At 46.8% G+C, this 20,959-nt stretch carries 17 protein-coding genes; 6 read left to right on the top strand and 11 right to left on the bottom strand.

Translation table 11 applies throughout. The features are described 5' to 3' along the window. Nucleotides 1-74: 74 nt before the first annotated feature. Nucleotides 75-1,142 carry a DUF3083 family protein gene (locus tag AYJ58_RS16080; RefSeq protein WP_106650898.1) on the bottom strand — a complete coding sequence of 356 codons (1,068 nt, stop codon included), beginning with the start codon at nucleotides 1,140-1,142 and terminating at the stop codon, nucleotides 75-77. Nucleotides 1,143-1,287: 145 nt separating this feature from the next. Next, a complete protein-coding gene (locus AYJ58_RS16075; protein ID WP_106650897.1) occupies nucleotides 1,288-1,887 on the bottom strand; it encodes an arylesterase in 600 nt (199 codons plus the stop codon). Nucleotides 1,888-1,939: 52 nt separating this feature from the next. Here AYJ58_RS16075 and AYJ58_RS16070 point away from each other — a divergent pair, with 52 nt between their 5' ends. The 3 genes from AYJ58_RS16070 to lepB all read left to right on the top strand — a co-directional run bounded on the left by AYJ58_RS16070 (nucleotide 1,940) and on the right by lepB (nucleotide 6,146). Next, the gene (locus tag AYJ58_RS16070; RefSeq protein ID WP_106650896.1) at nucleotides 1,940-2,668 is read left to right on the top strand and encodes an ABC transporter ATP-binding protein; all 729 of its coding nucleotides are present in this window, start codon (nucleotides 1,940-1,942) and stop codon (nucleotides 2,666-2,668) included. Between the two features lie 2 nt (nucleotides 2,669-2,670). Beyond that, nucleotides 2,671-5,211: an ABC transporter permease gene (locus AYJ58_RS16065; protein ID WP_106650895.1), complete on the top strand. Its 2,541-nt coding sequence runs from the start codon at nucleotides 2,671-2,673 to the stop codon at nucleotides 5,209-5,211. Nucleotides 5,212-5,483: 272 nt separating this feature from the next. Beyond that, complete coding sequence (gene lepB, locus AYJ58_RS16060) at nucleotides 5,484-6,146, top strand: signal peptidase I (RefSeq protein ID WP_106650894.1); 663 nt, start codon at nucleotides 5,484-5,486, stop codon at nucleotides 6,144-6,146. 103 nt (nucleotides 6,147-6,249) lie between these two features. Here the strand turns inward: lepB and gltS are convergent, their stop codons facing one another. The 3 genes from gltS to folX all read right to left on the bottom strand — a co-directional run bounded on the left by gltS (nucleotide 6,250) and on the right by folX (nucleotide 9,345). Beyond that, nucleotides 6,250-7,473, bottom strand: a complete 1,224-nt coding sequence (gltS, locus tag AYJ58_RS16055; RefSeq protein WP_006082169.1) for a sodium/glutamate symporter — start codon at nucleotides 7,471-7,473, stop codon at nucleotides 6,250-6,252. Nucleotides 7,474-8,002: 529 nt separating this feature from the next. Then, on the bottom strand, nucleotides 8,003-8,896 hold the full coding sequence (locus tag AYJ58_RS16050; protein ID WP_106650893.1) for a TIGR01777 family oxidoreductase: 894 nt from the start codon (nucleotides 8,894-8,896) through the stop codon (nucleotides 8,003-8,005). Between the two features lie 86 nt (nucleotides 8,897-8,982). Next, nucleotides 8,983-9,345: a dihydroneopterin triphosphate 2'-epimerase gene (gene folX / locus AYJ58_RS16045; RefSeq protein ID WP_006082167.1), complete on the bottom strand. Its 363-nt coding sequence runs from the start codon at nucleotides 9,343-9,345 to the stop codon at nucleotides 8,983-8,985. Nucleotides 9,346-9,443: 98 nt separating this feature from the next. Here folX and AYJ58_RS16040 point away from each other — a divergent pair, with 98 nt between their 5' ends. Beyond that, entirely contained in the window at nucleotides 9,444-10,553 is a 1,110-nt protein-coding gene (locus tag AYJ58_RS16040) for an AI-2E family transporter (RefSeq protein ID WP_006085413.1), read from the top strand. 6 nt (nucleotides 10,554-10,559) lie between these two features. After that, nucleotides 10,560-11,477 carry a class I SAM-dependent methyltransferase gene (locus AYJ58_RS16035; protein WP_106650892.1) on the top strand — a complete coding sequence of 306 codons (918 nt, stop codon included), beginning with the start codon at nucleotides 10,560-10,562 and terminating at the stop codon, nucleotides 11,475-11,477. A gap of 204 nt (nucleotides 11,478-11,681) precedes the next feature. On the opposite strand, the gene AYJ58_RS16030 is transcribed toward AYJ58_RS16035, so the two are convergent. The 4 genes from AYJ58_RS16030 to ackA form a co-directional block, all read right to left on the bottom strand. Further along, complete coding sequence (locus AYJ58_RS16030) at nucleotides 11,682-11,906, bottom strand: hypothetical protein (protein WP_106650891.1); 225 nt, start codon at nucleotides 11,904-11,906, stop codon at nucleotides 11,682-11,684. A 627-nt stretch (nucleotides 11,907-12,533) separates the two neighbouring features. Beyond that, nucleotides 12,534-12,968: a hypothetical protein gene (locus AYJ58_RS16020; protein ID WP_106650890.1), complete on the bottom strand. Its 435-nt coding sequence runs from the start codon at nucleotides 12,966-12,968 to the stop codon at nucleotides 12,534-12,536. A 480-nt stretch (nucleotides 12,969-13,448) separates the two neighbouring features. After that, nucleotides 13,449-15,602, bottom strand: a complete 2,154-nt coding sequence (gene pta / locus AYJ58_RS16015) for a phosphate acetyltransferase (protein ID WP_106650889.1) — start codon at nucleotides 15,600-15,602, stop codon at nucleotides 13,449-13,451. A 113-nt stretch (nucleotides 15,603-15,715) separates the two neighbouring features. Next, nucleotides 15,716-16,915, bottom strand: coding sequence for an acetate kinase (ackA, locus tag AYJ58_RS16010; RefSeq protein ID WP_106650888.1), 1,200 nt, complete (start codon nucleotides 16,913-16,915; stop codon nucleotides 15,716-15,718). Nucleotides 16,916-17,056: 141 nt separating this feature from the next. On the opposite strand from ackA, the gene yfbV reads away from it, so the two are divergent. Beyond that, nucleotides 17,057-17,500: a terminus macrodomain insulation protein YfbV gene (gene yfbV, locus AYJ58_RS16005; RefSeq protein WP_106650887.1), complete on the top strand. Its 444-nt coding sequence runs from the start codon at nucleotides 17,057-17,059 to the stop codon at nucleotides 17,498-17,500. A 44-nt stretch (nucleotides 17,501-17,544) separates the two neighbouring features. On the opposite strand, the gene pflA is transcribed toward yfbV, so the two are convergent. Then, the gene (pflA, locus tag AYJ58_RS16000; RefSeq protein WP_106650886.1) at nucleotides 17,545-18,285 is read right to left on the bottom strand and encodes a pyruvate formate lyase 1-activating protein; all 741 of its coding nucleotides are present in this window, start codon (nucleotides 18,283-18,285) and stop codon (nucleotides 17,545-17,547) included. Nucleotides 18,286-18,348: 63 nt separating this feature from the next. Then, nucleotides 18,349-20,631 (bottom strand): formate C-acetyltransferase, encoded by a 2,283-nt coding sequence (pflB, locus tag AYJ58_RS15995; RefSeq protein ID WP_106650885.1) that lies wholly within the window; start codon nucleotides 20,629-20,631, stop codon nucleotides 18,349-18,351. Between the last annotated feature and the right edge of the window lie 328 nt (nucleotides 20,632-20,959).

Here is a 20,959-nt window from a genome sequence, read left to right as displayed (position 1 = left end):
AGCTTGAATACATTCAGAAAGGAAAGGGCGCTTAATGCGCCCTTTGGGTTTTAGCGAACCGAATGTCGCGTTAATCAGATTTGATAGCTGATATGTTGATGGAAGCGTACGACGAGATCTTCACGCTCTGGGTCGACACCGATATCCGCGGCGAAGGCCTTCAGGGCGGTTTCGACATTATTCATAAAGCGTCCGAAGCCTGAATCATCACAGTCTTTGGTGCCCGCGACTATGGTGAAGTGCGCGGCTTCGACTAAGTTATCGGCATTCCAGCGACGGATCACTTGCTGCTCAGTCGCATTAGGATCGAACCCTATCATTTGTACTTCGGCTTTGCTGTCGAGTTTTTCAAATTTACTGTTACGCACCAGCGGGGTTAAGCCGTTTGCTATCATGGCAAGACGCGTCAATTGTCTGTTGGCTGCCGCTTTGAGGAAGCAATCTTCAAGGTGTTGATATAACGGCGTAAAGTCGGTTGCTGAGTCAGGTAATAACCCCTGTTTGAGTTTGCGGCTCAGTGGCAAGCTTACTGTCACATAAGTGAGAGAGCTGACGTTCTCTGGTAGCTCGCACTTTCTGGCTTTATATCTTGGGCCGATGGCACGCAGTTTATAGCCATAGGTTTCTTTATAGCCCTTGGCTTTTGCGAACAGATCATAGGATAAATGCTGATGGTCGCGGACCTTCACTTTAAGATCGCTTATCGGCATTAAAGGCATCAATTCTGTCAGTAATTCGCGCACTCTAATGTGGAAACTGGCGGAATTACTGCGGATATCTTCACCGGTTGCAAGGAAGACAATGCGCAGTTTACGGGCGCGATAGTTTTCTTGCGAGAATAAATTTTGGGCTTCGTGATAGGCTGGATTATAAAAAAATAGAATTTGTTCAGTGGTTTGGAAGCAATAGGCTTCGGTATGGTAACGGACTACAGGCAGTTTATCGTTAGTGATCACGTGGACATTACGCAGATCGTGTTGTTCTGCCAAATTAAATATCAAACGGCTTAAGGTTTGATAACAGCTTTGATAATCGGGATATTGATTGAGTAGCTCATCCGTCACCTTGATTTCGGCTGTGATGTATTGATTGGTACGGGCTTCCTTGGGTATGTACACTTTTTGCTGATGGCTAAGGGACATATTGACTCCTTGTTTGAGTTAACCATTTGCTAACACGAATTTTACTGTTTATCTATAGGGTTAATCTTGCGTTAGAACACGTTTTTATCCGTTGAGCATGAGTTTAGCTAAGTAAGCGGTTCGTTAGCTTAAAATAGCAGCTATTTTATTGGGTTAACGCATCTTCTATCCATGGTTGCATCCAAGCGGCTATTTGTGCCTGGGCCTTTTCGTTAGGGTGAATGCCATCCCGCTGCATGAGTTCTGGATGGGGCGCGATATCCTGCATAAAGAAGGGGATCAACACGATATCCTGTGCTTTGGATATGTCTTGATACACTTGGGTGAACTTTTGGGTGTAGCGAGGGCCATAGTTAGGCGGTACCATGATCTCGGTCAGCAGCACTTTTGCGCCGCTATCTTTGGCTAGGGTAATGATTTGGATTAGATTATTTTCAAGTTGCGTTGGGGGGAATCCACGTAAACCATCATTACCACCCAGCTCAATGACCACAAGGTCGGGGGCGACGGAATCGAGTAAAGCGGGTAATCGGCGTAAGCCGCCCGCAGTGGTTTCACCGCTCACTGAGCCATTTGTAAATTGATGTTCGGGTAAATTTTTTTGCAGCAGCGCCACCCAGCCTGACTGCTCTGCCATACCATAACTTGCGCCTAAGCTGTCGCCGAGGATTAACACCTTTGCTGCGTGAGCTGGCGTGACCGTGAGTACACTCAGTAGGATGAATGCCCCTAGGGTCTTCGCCATTGATGTTAATCTTAGCGATTGATACCAGAATGATTTATATAAGAAGGATCCTATGTCTAACGTCATCTTAAAAAACAGTGCCATCAATGTTGTTAACCTCGAAAAATCAGTGACTACTCAGGAAGGAACGCTCACTATCCTCAAGGGCATTAACTTAGATGTCAAGCAAGGTGAGAGTGTGGCCATTCTTGGTCCGTCGGGTTCGGGCAAGTCTACCCTGCTCGGACTGCTTGCGGCGCTTGATACGCCTACCTCTGGTGAAATTTGGCTCGATGGTGTGGCGTTATCCCCACTGAATGAAGAGCAAAAAGCGGCACTGCGTAAACAGAAGGTCAGCTTTATTTTTCAATCCTTTATGTTAGTGGATACCTTAACCGCGCTGGAGAACGTTATGTTACCCGCCGAGCTTGCGGGCGTGAGTAATGCCAAAGAAAAAGCCCAAGCCATGTTAGTGCGAGTCGGTTTATCCCATCGTTTAACCCATTTACCCAAACAGCTTTCGGGCGGAGAACAGCAAAGGGTGGCGATTGCCCGTGCCTTTATTTGTGAGCCCACAGTGCTGTTTGCCGATGAACCTACGGGTAACTTGGACAGCGTCAACGGCCATAAAATTGCCGATATGTTGTTTGAACTGAATCAAGAAAGCCACACTACTCTTATCCTCGTCACCCACGATTTACTGCTGGCTAAGCGTTGTGAGCGGCAGCTGGTGATGGATAACGGCCATTTACAGGAAGATACGGCGCACACAGCACCGCTCGCCAATGCTAAGGAGGCTTAATAATGGAGTTAAGTTTGGCATGGCGCCTGTTTAAGCGCGAGTTACAGCAAGGGCAATTGTTATTGATTATCCTCGCTATTACGCTCGCGGTATTGTCTGTTAGTGGGTTGGCGCGGGTAAGTGAACGGCTGCAAGTGGCTATTTCAGGGCAAGCTTCGCAGTTTATTGCCGCCGATCGGATTATCGATTCGCCAGTTAAAATTGATGCGGCGATTTTAACCAAAGCCGAAGCGCTTGGGCTTAAGCATGTGACGAACATGCAATTTAATTCCATGGTCTATTCGGGTGATAAGTTTCAGTTAGTCACAGTTCGCGCCGTTGAAACGGGTTATCCACTCAAGGGCGACATTGAACTCACCAGCGGTAAAACCAAGGCTTTACCCCAAGCGGGCGAAATCTGGTTTGAGACTCGCTTAGGTGGACTCCTCGGTTATCCTAAATCTATCGAGCTAGGTAACAGTGAGTTTGTGCTCAGCAATGAGATCAGTCGCTTACCCGACGCTGGCTTTAATCCTTTTGCTTCCTCGCCTGTGGTATTAATGCGCATGGAAGATGTCGCCAAGACAGGGGTGATTCAACCGGGCAGTCGCGTGACCTATCTGTATCAATTTGCTGGCGATGAAGCTTCGCTTACGGCTTTTGAGCAAAGTGTTAAACCGCTTCTCAATAGCACCCAACGTTGGGTCGATGTGCAATCCGGTGATTCACCGATTGCGGGAGCGGTTAAGCGAGCTGAGCGCTTCTTATTGCTGGCAAGTTTGATGGGCATTGCACTGGCCTGCGCCGCGATAGGCATTGCCGCCCAGCGTTATTGTCAGCGCCATTACGATGTGGTGGCCATGCTGAAAACCTTTGGCGCCTCGGCAAAGCAAATTCGATTGTTGTTTGGTACTCACTTATTGTTAGTGACGTTAATGGGCATTGTGCTTGGCCTTATCGGTGGTGTGTTACTCGATTTTGGGATCAGTTACCTATTGCCACCCGAAATTGCCGCCTATTCGCCGCCACTCACTCGGCCATTACTGCTCGGCGTCAGCACAGGACTTATCAGTGCCTTTATGTTTTCGGCTTATCCCTTGATGCGCTTACTGGCCATTCCGCCACTACGAGTGCTTCAGCGACAGTTAGAAGGCCTGCAACTGGGGATGTGGCTGCATCTGCTATTGAGCTTAGGCGCGATGGCGTTACTGGGCTATTTGTATTCCCAAAGTTGGGCTTTGACCCTGACTGTGGTCGCGGCCGTGCTGTTGCTCGGAGTGCTGTTAAGTGTGCTTGGCTTTGTGATGATACGTTTAGGCCACAGTGTCGGCATGAAAACGACCAATCCCTTACAGTTAGCACTGGCAGGGCTGAGACGTCGTGCGCGGCAAAATGCGGTGCAATTGGTGGGATTTAGCGCCGCACTGGTATTGTTATTGACGATTCTGGCGTTAAGACAAGACTTGCTCAACGAGTGGCAAAAGCAGTTGCCCGAAAATGCACCTAACTACTTCCTCGTTAATATTGCTCCAGACGATGCTAAGCCCTTAAATGATTTTATGACGGCTAAAGGCATAGTTGCGACGGATATTTATCCTGTGATCCGCGGCCGTTTAACGCAAATTAACGGTGAAGCGTTGATTTCGAATGAACAGTCTGAAGCGGGTGAACAGGGCAGAGTGGGCATTTCCCGCGAGTTAAACCTTACGTGGCGCAATACGCTGCCAGCCAATAACGAACTGTTAGAGGGGCATTTTAATCAAGCGGCCGATGAAGTGTCGGTGGAATCTGGCGTGGCGGACCGTTTGGGTATTGGTCTTGGCGATAAGTTGACTTATGTGATTGATAATCAAGAGCTCACAGTCACGGTTGCCAGTATTCGTGCCGTGCACTGGGAAACGCTGCAGCCGAACTTCTTTATGATTTTCACCGAGGAAGCCTTAGCGCCCTTTGCGTATACTTCGATGGCGAGTTTTTATCTGAATGATCAAACTATTAATAGCCAAGCTACAAATGATCAGTTAACAAATGACCCAGCAACAAGCGGGCAAGCACTGAGTGCCTATGGTACGCCTAAGGATGCGGTGATCCTTGCGCTTATTCAGCAATTCCCGACGATATCTATCATAGATGTGGGCGCTATGGTGGGGCAGTTGCGGCAGATTATAGAGCAAGTGTCGCTATCGCTGACCTTAGTGCTGGCCTTAGTGTTACTGGCCAGTGCGTTAGTCTTGATTGCACAGACTGAAGCGGGCATGGCAACTCGGCAGCGCGAACTGGCTGTGCTGCGTACCTTTGGCGCTTCGGGATGGCTATTGCGCAGTGCAACGGGTTTAGAGTTCGCCTTGCTGGGCGGTATTGCGGGCGTGCTCGCCGTTATAGTGGCTGAATTTGCCTTATACCTACTTAAGACGCAAGTGTTTGAGCTTAATGTGTATATGCACTGGCCTTGGTGGGGAATCGCCCCTGTTTCTGGCGCCTTAATCGTGGCCTTACTTGGGGTGTGGCGTTGCCGACAATTGCTCAGCCAATCTTGCTCTGAGCTATTAAAGGCGGGCAGTTAATGGTTGCTTGCAGGAGCTAACACTTGAGTTTATGGCGTAAATAGACAGCGTTAATAATTAAAAGCACTGATGCTGCCAAAGCTCAGTGCTTTTTTATTGTCTGGCTGACTGGTTCTGCTGATTCTGCTCAGTTTGGACTTGGACATGCGTGTTTACATTGGCTTACAAATTGACCAGTACTTAAGTTGCTGGCAACAGAACTTAGTGCAACGCAATGGGTCTATTTAACTGAGAAATGCGACTCGCTTATACATGCCATAGAGAGGGAATATATGTTCAAAGGAATAACAAAACTGCTTAAGGAGAACCGCTCCTTTTTTCTGTTTATCAGTTTAATGTTAGTGTTCAGGAGCGCTGTGGCTGATTGGAATACTGTGCCATCGGGTTCTATGCTGCCGACTATTGTCGAAGGTGATCGCATTCTGGTGAACAAGATGGCCTACGATCTTAGGGTGCCATTTACCCATATCGCCTTAGTCAAACTGGCGGATCCCGCCCGCGGTGATATTGTAGTGTTCGACTCGAAAAAGGCTGATAAAAAACTCATTAAGCGGGTAATTGCTGTGCCTGGCGATACTGTGATGATGCGGGATAATCGTTTGTATTTAAATGGCGAACCCCTTAGTTACACATCCCAAGTATTGAGTGCTTATGCTCCTTCTGATGTCACCGAAATGCAGGAGAACTTACTCGGCATGGCCCACAGTATTCGCCTTAATCCTGTCCGCTCAAGGCTCGCCAATTTTGGACCTGTCACTGTGCCAGACGCGCATTATCTAGCGCTGGGTGATAATCGAGATAATAGCGCTGATTCTCGGGTCATTGGCTTTGTGCCACGCAATGAAATTGTTGGCCGTTCTAGCTCAGTGGTTTTCTCCCTTGACTATGATGATCATTATTTGCCTCGACCTGAGCGTCTTATGCGCGAGTTTTAGCATTTACGATTTTGCACCATCAAAAAGGGCGCCGAATGAGGCGCCCTTTTGTTAGCTGGTTGATTCAACGATAATTGATTTTAAAATGAATACTTCAAAGCAACTATTTCATAAAGCTTAGATAGCCCTGCAAGACAATCAAATTAACGATGTCGATAAAGAAAGCGCCGACGATAGGCACCACCATAAAGGCTTGGGGCGACGGCCCTGTGCGCGAGACAAGCGCGCCCATGTTCATTACCGCCGTTGGCGTTGCGCCCATACCAAAGCCGCAGTGGCCGCCGGTGATCACCGCCGCATCGTAATTACTGCCCATCACTTTGAACGTCACAAAATAGGCGAACACCGCTAGCACTGCGGTTTGTACCAGTAAGATCACCAGCAGTGGGATGGCTAAATCAAAAATCTCCCATAGCTTTAAGGTCATCAAAGCCATAGAAAGGAACAGTGACAAAGCGACCGTGCCTATGACATCGATGCTTTCAGTATGGGGCTTATAGCCGCGGGTGAGTTCAGTGATATTGGCGATGATAACGCCAAGGAAGAGAGCATAAACAAAGTCGGGCATTTTGAGCCAAGCTATGCCCGATTGGCTGATCCACAGCGTGAGCCATTTTGAGCCTGCAACACACAGCAGCAGTACAAACAGGGTTTCTAATATGGTTTTGGCTGTGACTTGATCTTCTTCTAACTGATCGTAAGTCACTAAATGCGGATGTTCACTGTGATGCTTGCGACCAATCCCATAGCGAGAAACAAGATTATGTTTACCGATTAATCGCTGCGCAACGGGGCCACCTATAATTCCGCCCATGATTAAGCCAAAGGTCGCAGCGGCCATGGCAAACTCTAAAGTATTGATACCGTAGTTTTCCGCAAAGGTTTGTGACCAAGCGACGCCCGTTCCATGGCCACCCGACAGGGTAATTGACCCTGCGATAAGGCCCATAATCGGGTCGAGCCCTAACAGATTGGCTAAACTGACGCCGACGGCGTTTTGGATAACAATATAAATCGAGGCAACACCCAGAAAGATAAAGACTTTTTTACCACCGCTGAGTAACAGCTTGTAGTTTGCCGAGAGGCCAATCGTGCTGAAAAACATCAGCATTAAGGTATTTTGCAGCGATAAGCTGAAGTCGAGACTGATATTTTGAAAGTGAAGAAATGCGACACCCGCGGCGACAACTAGGCCACCCACTATGGGTTCGGGGATATTATATTGCCTAAAGACACGTACATGGCGATTGATAGAGTGGCCGATAAACAGCACGAAAATGGCAATTAAAAATGATTCTAGCTCGCCAATCGTATAGGTCGTGTGCATGAAAATTCCTTACAAACTGTCTTAGTGTGGGCATTTCAGTGAGCACAATGCCCATTGAGGAGTCACCCATCTTGTTATTAAGTACCTGCTAATGCTGGATGTTAAGCGCTTGATGTCGAGGACAGATCAGTGTCAATCCGATAAAAATTTAAAGGATGAGTGAGCGCGAGTGTGTTTCGTTTTATGGTTTACAGGCCAAGAACAGCAGATTAAATAGCCTGTTCTTGAGCATAAATAACTGTCTATTTATGGTGTGTTGCTGAGTCTATCTGTGGTCAAGGTTGAGGCGATTAATGCGTGCCTCCTATGACCGAATGGGGGCGAGTTTAGCAGATAAGTGTCGCGCTGTCGCTAAATCACATTACAAATCATGATGTTATGATATTGTTTTTCTAGTGTTGCTAAAGTGACACTTGTGCTTACGTCAACATCTAGCAAGCCTTAGCACCGAAATTCGTGCGCATTAGCGCACGAATATGTCGATGTTTAATGCAAGATTCCGCGGGATTGTTAGCATCAGCGTGCTAGCCTATTTGACTAACACGTCGGTTAAGGCATTGTCGAGGTCACTGAATTGAAACTGAAAACCGGCTTCGAGGGCGCGTTTAGGATAAACAAACTGTCCTTCGGTTAGCAGCTCAGACATTTCACCCATAGCCAAGCGTAATGCAAGCGGCGGGGTTGTGATAAGGGCAGGGCGATTGAGTGCTTTTCCCAGTGCTTTGGTAAACACAGCGTTACTGACTGGGTTGGGGGCTGTGGCGTTGAATACGCCTTTGCAATGTTCTTGGGTGAGTAAAAAGTCGATAAGGGAGATGAGATCTTGCACATGGATCCAGCTCATGCCTTGACGTCCATGACCAATTGGGCCACCGAGTCCGAGCTTAAAGGGCGGTAACATTTTCTCTAATGCGCCGCCTTTTCCTAACACAATCCCGATACGGATAATGCAGACGCGGGTTTGTTCAGTGTTTGCATTAAGGGCTTCTTGCTCCCATTTTCGGCAGATGTCATGGCTAAACTCAACATGGGCACCACTGGATTCATCGAGCAATTGATCATCATGACGACCGTAATAACCCACGGCCGAACCACTCACCATGATCTTAGGCGGATTACTACTCTGCTGTATGAGCTGAGTTAATCTTGCCGTGATATCCCAACGACTATCACAAATCCGTTGCTTCTGGTTTTTGCTCCAGCGCTTAGCGACAATCGGCTCGCCCGCAAGATTCACTATGGCGTCGATATGATTTAAGTCGCTCAGCGCATCGAGGCTCTCAAGGTAATGGTGCTGATTACCGAGTATTCTTTGCGTTTGTTGCACTGAGCGCGTTAATAACGTCAGTTGATGATGGGGCGCCAATCGTTCGACTAATTGGCGGCCAATAAAGCCGCTTGCGCCAGTGATCAGTATATTCATGGAACCTCTCTTATCGGTTGAGCTATGAGGATATATACCGAAATACGGTGTGCAACGATCACTTAGTCAGGGTATTTCTAGCGAGATTATTTCTGATAACACAACTCCATCGAGACTGAATCGGCAAAGCGCAGGGCATGGGGTTTGTCGATTTCGACACTGGCAAATTCAACCCAAGGATGCTCACTGGCGATGGCCAGCGTTTGGCTGGTGAGATTTTCGAGTAATGAGAAACGGTTGTTCTCAATCAGCTCAATGATCTTTTTGGTGATAGTGCGGTAATTGAGTGCATCCTCAACATTATCACTGTTACGGGCACGCTCGGCACAGTAATGGATCACGACATTGATGATCACGTCTTGGCGATTTTGAATTTCATCTTCTTTAATGCCAATAAAAGTACGAAGTCTTAAGTTTTTAATGCGTATAATCGCGGTTTCTGGTTTCATAATGGCAAATGGCTATCTTAAGCTAAGGTTTCTGAGGTTAAGTGTGTTCTCGGGTTAGCCTAACAATTTTATCTAAGATCAAGAAGGATTTTTAATAAATGACGCGACCTAATGCGCCCTCTGCTGCTTACCGTGGCTTTGCGGTTATGGCCTTTGTAGTGATTATTTTGGCAGGGATTAAGGCGGCGAGCCCGATTGTGGTGCCGTTTGTGCTGTCCAGTTTTTTGGCGGTGATTTGTAATCCCGCGATTGGTTTAATGACCAAATTCCGTGTGCCTAAATGGCTTGCGGTGATCCTCTTGATGGGCTTTATTGTGCTGATGGGCCTCTGGTTAGCCTCGGTTGTCGGTAGTTCAGTCAATGAGTTCTCCAAGCAATTACCCCAATATCGGGTGCAGTTAGTCGAGCAATTTGCTTGGATATTGAATAAGTTACATTCCTTCAATATTCAGATTTCGAAGGATCAAGTGTTAGCGTATTTTGACCCTGGCATGGCCTTGTCTATGACAACGAATATGCTGTCGGGTGTCGGCAATGTGATGGCGAATTTATTTCTGATCATCTTAACCATCGTCTTTATGCTGTTTGAAGCCCAATCGCTACCAAAGAAATTGCATCTAGCGCTGGACGATCCCGATATGCGCCTCAAGCAGATTGACCGTTTTTTGCAATCGGTTAATCAATACATGGTGATCAAGACGCTAGTAAGCTTAGCGACCGGGGTTATCGTCGGTGTCGGTTTAACCATTATTGGTGTGGATTACGCCATGCTGTGGGCGGTGATCGCCTTCCTATTTAATTACATTCCCAATATCGGTTCTATCATTGCCGCCATTCCTGCGGTGTTATTAGCCTTTATTCAGCTTGGCCCTGCGGCTGCTGGCGGTACTGCGCTTTTGTATGTTGGTGCTAACATGGTGATGGGCAATATGATTGAACCTAGATTTATGGGCCGCGGCTTAGGTTTATCGACCTTAGTGGTTTTTTTATCATTAATTTTTTGGGGCTGGTTGCTCGGTTCTGTCGGCATGTTGCTGTCGGTGCCGCTGACTATGGTGGTTAAAATTGCCCTCGAATCGAGTAAAAGTGGTAACTGGTTAGCCATATTATTATCGGACGATGTTGAAGATAAGTTCGTGGCCAGCAACACGGAAAACTCAAGTTCCGATGGCGAGCAAGCCGATACAAGTACAACAGAGAGTAAGTAATAGAAGATGCAAAGTTTTATACAAGCGCTAGCGACAATTGAATTAGGTGATGATGCAGTGCGGTTGTTCCACGGCCGCGGTGGACACTACGCGGGTTGTGAACATCTATGTTTAGATTGGTTTGCGCCAGTGCTATTACTGACCAGTTTCACTCCTTTAGCCGATGACGATTTAGCCACATGCCAGCAGGCCATTGCGGCCCGTTGGCAGGCCATTCGTCCCGATAGCCAACTGAATTTAGTCTACCAATACCGCAGTGCGGGCCAGACCTTTACTCAAGTGCTGCAAGGCGAAGTGCCTGAGCCGCATATCGTTAGTGAAAATGGCGCACGCTTTCAGGTGCATTTAATGCGCGGACAAAACCACGGTTTATTCCTCGATATGGCTAACGGCCGAGAGTGGGTGAGAGCAAATGCCCACTATAAAAAAGTGCTTAATTTGTTTGCCTATACCTGTGGTTTCTCGGTGGCGGCATTGCAAGGCGGCGCCGATGAAGTGGTCAATATGGACATGAGCAAAGGCGCATTAGGCATAGGCAAACAGAATCATTTGCTAAATGGCTTTAGCGCAGGGTCACGTTTTTTAGGCCATGATATTTTTAAATCTTGGGGCAAACTGAAAAAGCTTGGTCCCTACGACATTATTGTGGCCGATCCTCCGAGCAACCAGAAGGGCAGTTTTGTCGCGACTAAGGATTATGTGCGTTTAATTAGGCGTTTACCTGAGCTGCTGGCCGAGAATGGCGAAGTGCTACTTTGCCTTAATGCACCCGAGCTTGATACCACTTTCCTACGTCAGCAGGTCGCAGATGCGGCGCCAGCACTCGAATACATAGAGCGCTTAGCCAATCCACCAGCGTTTATCGATGTGTCTGAAGAGAAGTCGCTTAAGGTGCTGCGTTATCGTTTATCGACTCAAGCCTAGTCTAGATTTAGCATAACAGGCCAGTATTAACTGGCCTTTTTGTCTGTTTTTAATAAGGCTAATTAAATTACGGATTCTAAAAGTGCAACAAGTATGGATGTGCAAACTCAAGCCAAGCTTGCAGTCAGACTAGCTTGAGTGTTGAGCTTTTTACGCAGTCACTTGTTGATGAGTAAATGGTTACTCAATAGCTTAAACGTTTCGTCAGTAGCTTAATCGTTCAGAGAGCTGCGATTGTCCAAAGGTTTCAATCACTTTGCTCACTTGATGATGGTTTAAGTGTTTGAGGGCGGAAATTTCATCATAAAGCCTGTCCTGAACATCTAATGGCATATTCATGTGTTCCATAAACATGCGGATCCCTAATACATCGCCGTGGCTAAATAATGTCGTTAGTGTGGTGGCTTCAAGCTCAATGAGTGCGTTCATATCTTACCTCCTACTCGCGTCATTACTTAATTGATAGCAGCTAGCGTCACACTTCCCTAGATTCATTGTTTGTAAGCGATTTCTGTTAATAGCGTTTGTGCATATAGGGCTGCATTAAATGGCGTCATGGGCGGCGAAACATCATTGCCATAAATGAAAGGCTTTCAGTTTTTTGGACAGATTTTGAGCCTTAAAAGTGATAAGACGCCTTAAGTGGCACCGGCGCCCGAACAAAACTGAAAGTTTTCTGTAATTACGATTTTGGCTTTGTTATACTCCTGCCCACGGAATATATCCCTTTCCTCATTGGCAAAATGTCAGCATAGAATGACATGCCTCTGCGACCTTACCCAATCAAGCAGGAGTTGTTATGGAAGTTCATGAATACGAAAATGCTTATTATCAAGTGAAAGACGATGTACTGACGTCTTTACCTGCTGAAAGCGAAGAAGAAGTGATCCAAGCTTAATCGATAGCGATTAACTGACGGTACTTATGAGTCCGACGTAACAAAACAAGCACATTGAAATAGCAACCTTAGGGTTGCTATTTTTTTGGTTGAAATCGGTACTTGGATTGAGCGCATGACAAGGCATGCGCAATAAAAGAGGCGAGCGAGAAGGGAGATTAACCGTTTACTTTGCGCTTTTCTGGCATCAGCTCGACGATAGTCCATTTACTGCCAATCTTGTGGAGGCGTATGGTCCTGTCATCAATCCACGGCTGGCCGCCTTTAAGCCCTTTCATTTTGACCACAACAATGACGTCTTTGGTAAATTTACGGAAAAAGTCGATATCGATATCATCAATTTCCATTTCAACATTGGTCATCGACAGGCCGAGCATATTACGCTGTACGGCTGCGGCAATATGGTAATGGGTGAGCACTTGTTTAATGGGATCGTCGACAAATTGCTTGGCTTGTTCAACATTACGATCAACATAAATCGCTTTAAAAAAGCCTAAGCTCACTTCTTCGGGTGATAACTGGCGTTGATCTTCCGTCGAGGGATCGCCACAACCAAAGAGGAACAGCAGGGAGATAAAAAATAGAGTTCGCATAAGTTTTAGTTATTGGAATTTGTTCTGAGTATCGCGATTTTAGCCTTAATGCACAAGTTTTGTCGTTATTTGCGATCTATTGGGAAATGCGTTGACTCAAGCCTACTGACTGTGGCATATAGTTAGGAGACAAATAAAAAGGTTATCCACAGAAACTGTGGAAAACTATGTTGAAGACTTCAGTGATACTTTGTAAGTCACTGATATTGTCTTGCTTTATCTGCTGGTTAAAAAGTGACGCTTTTCAGTTTTCCGCCATGTTCCACTTTCAGTTGTGGATATTTTTCGCAGTACACTCACATTATTCACACCGCTTATTTCGTTTTCACCGTATTTAGTGTGCGTACTTTTGCCATACTGGCTTTGCTATTGCGCCATTATCTCAGGGCGATAGCCTTGCTTAAGCTAAATTGAACATAAAAAAAGCACCGGTAATAACCAGTGCTTTTTTGCACGTAACGCTATGCAGATTTCGCCGTACTAGCCTTTAGCTGCATCGTTCTGTGCAGCTTGAATTGCCGTTAGGGCGATAGTGTAGACAATGTCATCGACTAACGCGCCGCGAGATAAGTCGTTCACAGGTTTGCGCATACCTTGCAGCATAGGACCGATACTTATCAGATCCGCACTTCGCTGTACGGCCTTGTAAGTCGTGTTGCCTGTGTTAAGGTCTGGGAACACGAAAACGGTGGCTTGGCCTGCGACAGGACTATTAGGTGCCTTAGAGCGAGCAACGTTTGGCATAACCGCCGCATCGTATTGCAATGGACCATCAATAATCAGATCTGGGCGTTTTTCTTTGGCGATACGCGTCGCTTCACGCACTTTATCCACATCTGAACCTGTGCCTGAGTTACCGGTTGAGTAGCTGATCATCGCGACTCTTGGCTCGATACCGAAGGCTTTTGCTGATTCCGCTGATTGGATGGCGATATCAGCTAACTGCTCAGCATTGGGATCGGGGTTAATTGCGCAGTCACCGTAAACAAGCACTTGATCTGGCATCAACATAAAGAAGATGGACGACACTAAGCTTGAGCCCGGTGCCGTTTTGATCAATTGCAGTGGCGGACGAATGGTATTGGCCGTAGTGTTAACCGCGCCAGAAACGATACCGTCGACTTCGTTTTGCGCCAGCATCATAGTGCCGAGCACCATGTTATCTTCTAACTGTTCACGGGCAACGACTTCAGTTAAGCCTTTGCTGCGACGTAGATCTAACATAGGTTCTACGTAACGGTCGCGGACCTCTTCTGGATCGATAATGATCACGCCTTCGCCAAGCACCACATCTTGCTGTGCAGCGATACGCAGAATTTCTTCTTTTTTACCTAAAAGCACACAGCGAGCGATACCGCGTTCGGCGCAAATGGCCGCCGCTTTAATCGTACGCGGCTCATCACCTTCTGGCAGCACCACAGTCTTGTGGGCGGCGCGTGCCAATTCCGTGAGTTTGTAACGGAAAGCGGGTGGTGACAGGCGATGCTCACGGGGTGAGTTTTTAGTGACGCTTTCAATCCACGTTTGGTCGATGTGGCTCGCCACATAATCCTGCACCAGATCGATACGCACCGCGTCATCGACGGGTACTTCATGGTCGAAACGTTGAATGTTGAGCGAGGTTTGCCAAGTGTTGCTGTCGATTAAGAACACAGGTAAACCCGTTTCAAAGGCCTGCTCACACAGCTTGAGGATTTCTGGCTCTGGCTCGTAGCTACCAGTTAATAACAGGGCACCAATTTTCACACCGTTCATGGCTGCAAGACAGGCTGAAACGATGACATCTGAGCGATCGCCTGAGGTTACAAGCAAGGAGTCAGTCTTAATATGCGTGACCATGTTCGGGATGCTGCGGGCACAGAATGTGACTTTACGCAGACGGCGGGTATGCATTTCGCCAGCATTAAGAATGCGTGCGCTTAGATGCTTCGCCAGATCTGAAGCACGTGGTGCAACAAGATCAAGGTTGTAGGGCACGCTGCCTAAAATACGCAGTGGGCTTTTACCTGGCAGTTGGAACATGCTGGCCGCATCTGAGCGTTGAACACCTTGGTGATCAAAGACTTCAGAGAGATCTGGGCGCGCGCGACCTTCGTCGTCAACGGGGGCACCAATCTTGTTGATCACAGCGCCAATTAAGCGTTTGTTCTTTTTCCCGCCCCAAGAGTTGTAGGCGATTTCAAGGCGATTCATCAACCCAGTTGAAGTATCGCTACCCGGCGTGGCAATAAAAATTACGTCAGCATCCATGGCTTTAGCAATGGCATAGTTCACATCGTCGGCAAAGGGATGGTTACGGGTTGGCACTAAACCTTCAACAATTAAGGTCTCAGTGTTGCTGGCGCAATCGGACGCACGGGCAATGATTTGCTCCATTAATACGTCGGTTTGGTCAGCACGAATTAAGGCTTCGGCATGGGCCATGTCGAAGGGCTCTAACGGATTTACCGTCGGCGATTTGCTCAGAATAGTGGTTGAGCGTTCTGGGCCATTATCGTTTGGACGAAGCTGAGAAATAGGCTTAAAGAACTGAACTTTAACCCCGTGGCGCTCCAGTGCGCGTACCATCCCAAGGCTTAAGGAGGTCAGGCCGACTCCGGTACCTATGGGGATTAACATAATATTACGAGACATAAAAACCTCTAGTTTCGATGGTTTTTGGCAGAATAGTTTCTGCAAATTTGCTTGTGAGTATGGCGATGTAAAGCATAAAGCCGTTTGGGTGAGCAAACGGCTTAGGTCATTTTTTATTTGTTAATCAGTTTAATCGAATCTTCGGCGATAACCCATTCTTCGTTCGTTGGGATCACCATGGCAATTGTGCCTTTATCTTGAGTGATGATGCCTTTTTTACCGAAACGCGCCGCTTTGTTGCGTTCGCTATCGACATGGAAATTGAAGATTTCCAGCATGTTGAGCACTTTTTCACGGATTAAGTCTGAGTTTTCACCAATGCCGCCAGTGAAGACGACTGCATCTAAACGGCCCAGTGGCACAGTGTAAGAGGCGATGTATTTGGCTAAACGGTAGCAGAAAATTTCTAAGGCTAAGGTCGCGCCTTTATGACCGTCGGCGTAACCTTCTTCAATGCCACGGCAATCGTTAGTCAACTCAGAAATACCCAGCAGACCACTTTGCTTGTTCATCAGGTTATTCACTTCTTCTAAGGTGTAACCCAGTTGATGAACTAAGTGATAGATGATTGAAGGGTCAATATCGCCACAACGTGTGCCCATGACCAAACCTTCTAATGGGGTTAAGCCCATAGAAGTGTCGACACTTTTGCCGCCTTTGATTGCCGTGACTGACGCGCCGTTGCCCAGGTGAGCACAGATAACGTTAGTTTCTTCAATGGGCTTGTTAAGCATTTTTGCCGCTTCACGGCTAACGAACAAATGACTCGTACCATGCATGCCATAACGACGGATACCGTGTTCACGGTATAGCTTGTAAGGCAGGGCGTAGACATAAGCTCTGTCTGGCATGCTTTGGTGGAAAGCGGTATCAAATACAGCAACCTGTGGCAATTTAGGGAAAGAGGCCATTGCCGCGCGGATGCCGATAAGGTGGGCAGGATTGTGCAGTGGGGCTAATGAAGCACAATCTTCAATACCTTTGATAACACTTTCGTCGATGATCACTGAGCGAGTGAATTTCTCACCGCCGTGAACGATACGGTGGCCAACGGCTTGAATTTTTGCTGCTAATTCAGGCTGTTCCGCAAGGATTTTATTAACTATGTATTCAACAGCTTCACGGTGAGCCGTAAATGCGCCTAAGGCCGCTTCATGTTTTTCGCCGTTGATTTTCCATTTAATGCGCGAGTCTTCTAAACCAAAACATTCGGCTAAGCCAGAAATTTGATCGTCACCTGTTTGCGCGTCAATGACGGCAAATTTGAGAGAAGAGCTACCGCAATTGAGCACTAAAACCAGATTATTTGACATGTGTAAACCCTTTGCCATTGTGTTTAATTTAACGATTCAAAAAAATGAGGAACTGCGGTGTTTTTACCATAACAGTCTTGGGGCGATTCGCCAGATTGTGCTATGGTAAAAGCAGTATTCCATTGTAGTTGGTGTCTAAAATTGAGCATTAAGATCCTCAAAACCTTAGGTGATGGTCATCGTTATATGAAGACTTGGCCTATGGTTAGACAACTGGGTTTTTATTTCCCTGAGTATCGGGTCGTCCGAGCCACTCAGCTCGCCATACTGGTGATGCCAGTGTTGGCGTTTTTTGTGAGTATGAGCCAGCTGTATATTCACGGTTGGGCATTTCTGCCCCAAGCTGTCACTCTCGGTTTATTTTTCATCAGCTTACCGTTACAGGGGCTGCTGTGGTTAGGTTGGCGAGCGCGCCATCCATTACCGTTAACGCTGTTCGACTGGAGTAACCAGTTGAGTGCGAAGTTGTCGTCCATGGGTATCAATTGCCACACCTTAGGCGCTAAAGCCTGTTACCTCGATATGGCACTGATTTTAAAAATAGCCTTTGAGCGTTTAGATGCCAGTTATTGGGAAGAACTTTAGGCTGTTGCCGCGGTTATCCGTGTTGGCTTTTCTATTACTGTGGATTAATAAATCGCGTTAATCCCTTGCCCAACTAATACGGCTTTGATCTTTTCCATGGTTTCTCGGCTCGGTGGTGATATGCCATCGAGTTGATAGCTTTCGCCCATGGCTTCCCACTTGTGTTTACCTAATTCGTGATAGGGTAGTAACTCTACCTTTTCAATGTTTTTCATGGGCTTGATAAACTCGGCCAGTTGTAATGCCGATGCTTCATCGTCGGTAAATCCGCCCACCACCACATACCGTATCCACGTTGCTTGATTACGCTCTGCTAAATACTGCGCAAACTGTAATGTTCTATGGTTGCTGACTTTGGTTAACTCAATATGTTTTTCATCGTCCATGTGCTTGATGTCGAGCAGGACCAAGTCAGTGTGGTCGAGTAACTCATCAATCACTGGCGTGTACTTACGTACAAAACCATTGGTATCTAAACAGGTATGAATACCTTCTTGCTGACAGGCTGTGAATAATTCGGCGACGAATTCTGCCTGTAAAATGGCTTCACCACCACTGGCCGTAACACCACCATTGCTGGCATCGAGAAAAGGCCGATAGCTGATGATTTGACTCATTAACTCATCAACCAGAACTTCTTTTCCGCCATCAAGATCCCAAGTGTCACGGTTGTGGCAATATTGGCAGCGCATTAAACAGCCTTGCATAAAGGTGATAAACCGTATGCCTGGACCATCGACTGTGCCAAAGGATTCCACCGAGTGGATCCGACCGATAACTGCCATTGTGACTCCTGTTAAAATAAGTGAGGCTGTAGCACAGTGTACTACAGCCTTGACTAATTTAGCTTACAGACCTTTTGTGAATGTACGCGTGATCACATCTTGTTGCTGCTCTGGCGTCAGTGAGTTGAAGCGCACTGCATAGCCAGAAACACGGATGGTCAGCTGTGGATACTTGTCTGGATGCTTAACGGCATCTTCGAGCATCTCGCGGTTCATCACGTTGACGTTCAAGTGTTGGCCACCTTCTTTTTTGTCATTGTGGTCGAAGTATCCGTCCATCAATGCCGCTAAGTTGGTACGGCGAGCATCATCATCTTTACCCAGCGCATTTGGCACGATTGAGAAGGTATAAGAAATACCGTCTTGAGCGTGGGCAAATGGGAGTTTTGCCACTGAGGTTAAAGAAGCGATTGCACCTTTTTCATCACGGCCATGCATAGGGTTTGCACCCGGTGCAAATGGCGCACCTGAACGACGACCATCTGGTGTGTTACCGGTTTTCTTACCATAAACCACGTTTGAGGTGATGGTCAGAATTGACTGCGTTGGGATAGCGTTGCGATACATTTTACGGTCACGAATTTTCGCCATAAAACGTTCAACTAAGTCACAGGCGATATCATCTACACGTGGGTCGTTGTTACCAAATTTTGGATAGTCACCGCTGATATCGAAATCAACTGCTATGCCGTTTTCATCACGAACCGGTTTTACGGTGGCGTATTTGATGGCAGACAGTGAGTCGGCTGCGATAGATAAACCCGCAATACCACAAGCCATAGTGCGACGTACGTCTCTGTCGTGCAGCGCCATAAGCGCGGCTTCGTAAGAGTACTTATCGTGCATGTAGTGGATTGAGTTCAGTGCAGTGACATATTGCGTCGCTAACCAATCCATTAAACCGTCTAAGCGATTCATCACATCATCAAAGTTGAGCACTTCGTCCGTGATCATGTCTGCTTTAGGGGCAATCTGGATTTTCAGTTTTTCGTCTACGCCGCCGTTAATCGCATACAGCATGGTTTTCGCTAAGTTAGCGCGAGCACCGAAGAACTGCATGTGTTTACCCACAACCATAGGGCTCACACAACAGGCGATTGCATAGTCGTCTGATTGGAAATCTGGACGCATTAAGTCATCGTTTTCGTATTGGATTGAGCTAGTGTCGATAGACACTTTGGCGCAATATTTTTTGAAACCGATTGGCAGTTTATCTGACCATAATACTGTGATGTTTGGCTCTGGACTTGGACCCATAGTGTAAAGGGTGTTCAAGAAACGGAAGCTTGATTTAGTCACTAACGTACGGCCATCTAGACCCATACCGCCGATTGACTCAGTCGCCCAAATTGGGTCGCCAGAGAACAATTCATCGTATTCTGGAGTACGTAGGAAGCGCACCATACGCAGTTTCATCACGAAATGGTCAATCATTTCCTGAGCTTGTTGCTCAGTTAAGGTGCCATTTTTTAGATCGCGTTCAATATAGATGTCGAGGAATGAAGAGGTACGACCTAATGACATCGCCGCGCCATTTTGGCTCTTCACTGCGGCTAAGTAACCGAAGTAAGTCCATTGAATTGCTTCTTGTGCAGTGGTCGCTGGGCGAGAAATATCGCAGCCATATTTGGCAGCCATTTTCTTCATTTGACCTAGTGCACGGTGTTGCTCGGCAATTTCTTCACGTAATTGGATAACATTTGATAATTCTTCACCCGCTTCGAACTGCGCTTGCAGTGAAGTGAATTGGGCAAACTTATCTTTCATCAGGTAATCGATACCGTAAAGTGCCACACGGCGATAGTCACCAATGATACGGCCACGGCCATAGGCATCGGGTAAACCCGTTAAAATACCTGATTTACGGCAAGCCATAATTTCTGGGGTGTAAACATCGAATACACCTTGGTTATGGGTTTTACGCAGTTCTGAATAGATGTATTTAACGTCTTCATCTAGCACGCGGTCGTAGGCCGCGCATGAACTTTCCACCATGCGGATACCACCATTAGGCAACATAGCGCGTTTTAGCGGCGCATCTGTTTGTAAGCCAACGATAGTTTCTAATTCTTTGTTGATGTAGCCAGCGTCGTGGGAAGTGATGGTAGAGACCATCTTAGTATCGAAATCAACAGGCGCGTGGGTACGGTTTTCCTGTTTGATGCCTTCCATGACTTTATCCCACAGGATTGTGGTCGCTTCGGTAGCACCGGCAAGGAATGATTCGTCGCCTTCAAAAGGCGCGTAGTTTTGTTGGATAAAGTCACGTACATTGACTTCAGATTTCCAATCGCCAGGGGTAAAGCCTTCCCATGCGTTGCCAAACAGTTCAGTTTTTTCGGTCATCGTACTAATACCTTCTGGTTAAGATAAAGGTTATTGGCAATCAGCGTGAAGCGATGCTGAGTATAAGCCAATAGCTAATTCCTGAAATAAAGCTCCCTTCATGATGACGCCCTATGATGGGAACTGGATTTTGAAGTGCTCGTCACTCCAAAAGTCTGTCTATTGATACCCGATAAGATGACAAATATTCGCTTACTTTGATTATCGGCTACCGATCAATCTCTTTTATAATTGGTAAGACCAATTGTCCATGAGCATATTAACATAGGTCTGTCGCTATCGCATCTTAAACGGATTGGTTTGTGCTGGCTTAATCCCAAATTTGCTA

Origin of the sequence: Shewanella sp. Pdp11, assembly GCF_002838165.1 — a bacterium.
GTDB classification, from domain to species: Bacteria; Pseudomonadota; Gammaproteobacteria; order Enterobacterales; family Shewanellaceae; genus Shewanella; species Shewanella hafniensis.
The sequence above is the reverse complement of the archived record's forward strand: the minus strand, read 5'-3'. Positions and strand labels throughout refer to the sequence as shown.

Bases quoted from the DNA above. Each gene is read 5' to 3' on its own strand.
- AYJ58_RS16080 (WP_106650898.1), bottom strand. From the start codon at position 1,142: ATGTCCCTTAGCCATCAGCAAAAAGTGTACATACCCAAGGAAGCCCGT.
- AYJ58_RS16075 (WP_106650897.1), bottom strand. From the start codon at position 1,887: ATGGCGAAGACCCTAGGGGCATTCATCCTACTGAGTGTACTCACGGTC.
- AYJ58_RS16070 (WP_106650896.1), top strand. From the start codon at position 1,940: ATGTCTAACGTCATCTTAAAAAACAGTGCCATCAATGTTGTTAACCTC.
- AYJ58_RS16065 (WP_106650895.1), top strand. From the start codon at position 2,671: ATGGAGTTAAGTTTGGCATGGCGCCTGTTTAAGCGCGAGTTACAGCAA.
- lepB (WP_106650894.1), top strand. From the start codon at position 5,484: ATGTTCAAAGGAATAACAAAACTGCTTAAGGAGAACCGCTCCTTTTTT.
- gltS (WP_006082169.1), bottom strand. From the start codon at position 7,473: ATGCACACGACCTATACGATTGGCGAGCTAGAATCATTTTTAATTGCC.
- AYJ58_RS16050 (WP_106650893.1), bottom strand. From the start codon at position 8,896: ATGAATATACTGATCACTGGCGCAAGCGGCTTTATTGGCCGCCAATTA.
- folX (WP_006082167.1), bottom strand. From the start codon at position 9,345: ATGAAACCAGAAACCGCGATTATACGCATTAAAAACTTAAGACTTCGT.
- AYJ58_RS16040 (WP_006085413.1), top strand. From the start codon at position 9,444: ATGACGCGACCTAATGCGCCCTCTGCTGCTTACCGTGGCTTTGCGGTT.
- AYJ58_RS16035 (WP_106650892.1), top strand. From the start codon at position 10,560: ATGCAAAGTTTTATACAAGCGCTAGCGACAATTGAATTAGGTGATGAT.
- AYJ58_RS16030 (WP_106650891.1), bottom strand. From the start codon at position 11,906: ATGAACGCACTCATTGAGCTTGAAGCCACCACACTAACGACATTATTT.
- AYJ58_RS16020 (WP_106650890.1), bottom strand. From the start codon at position 12,968: ATGCGAACTCTATTTTTTATCTCCCTGCTGTTCCTCTTTGGTTGTGGC.
- pta (WP_106650889.1), bottom strand. From the start codon at position 15,602: ATGTCTCGTAATATTATGTTAATCCCCATAGGTACCGGAGTCGGCCTG.
- ackA (WP_106650888.1), bottom strand. From the start codon at position 16,915: ATGTCAAATAATCTGGTTTTAGTGCTCAATTGCGGTAGCTCTTCTCTC.
- pflA (WP_106650886.1), bottom strand. From the start codon at position 18,285: ATGGCAGTTATCGGTCGGATCCACTCGGTGGAATCCTTTGGCACAGTC.
- pflB (WP_106650885.1), bottom strand. From the start codon at position 20,631: ATGACCGAAAAAACTGAACTGTTTGGCAACGCATGGGAAGGCTTTACC.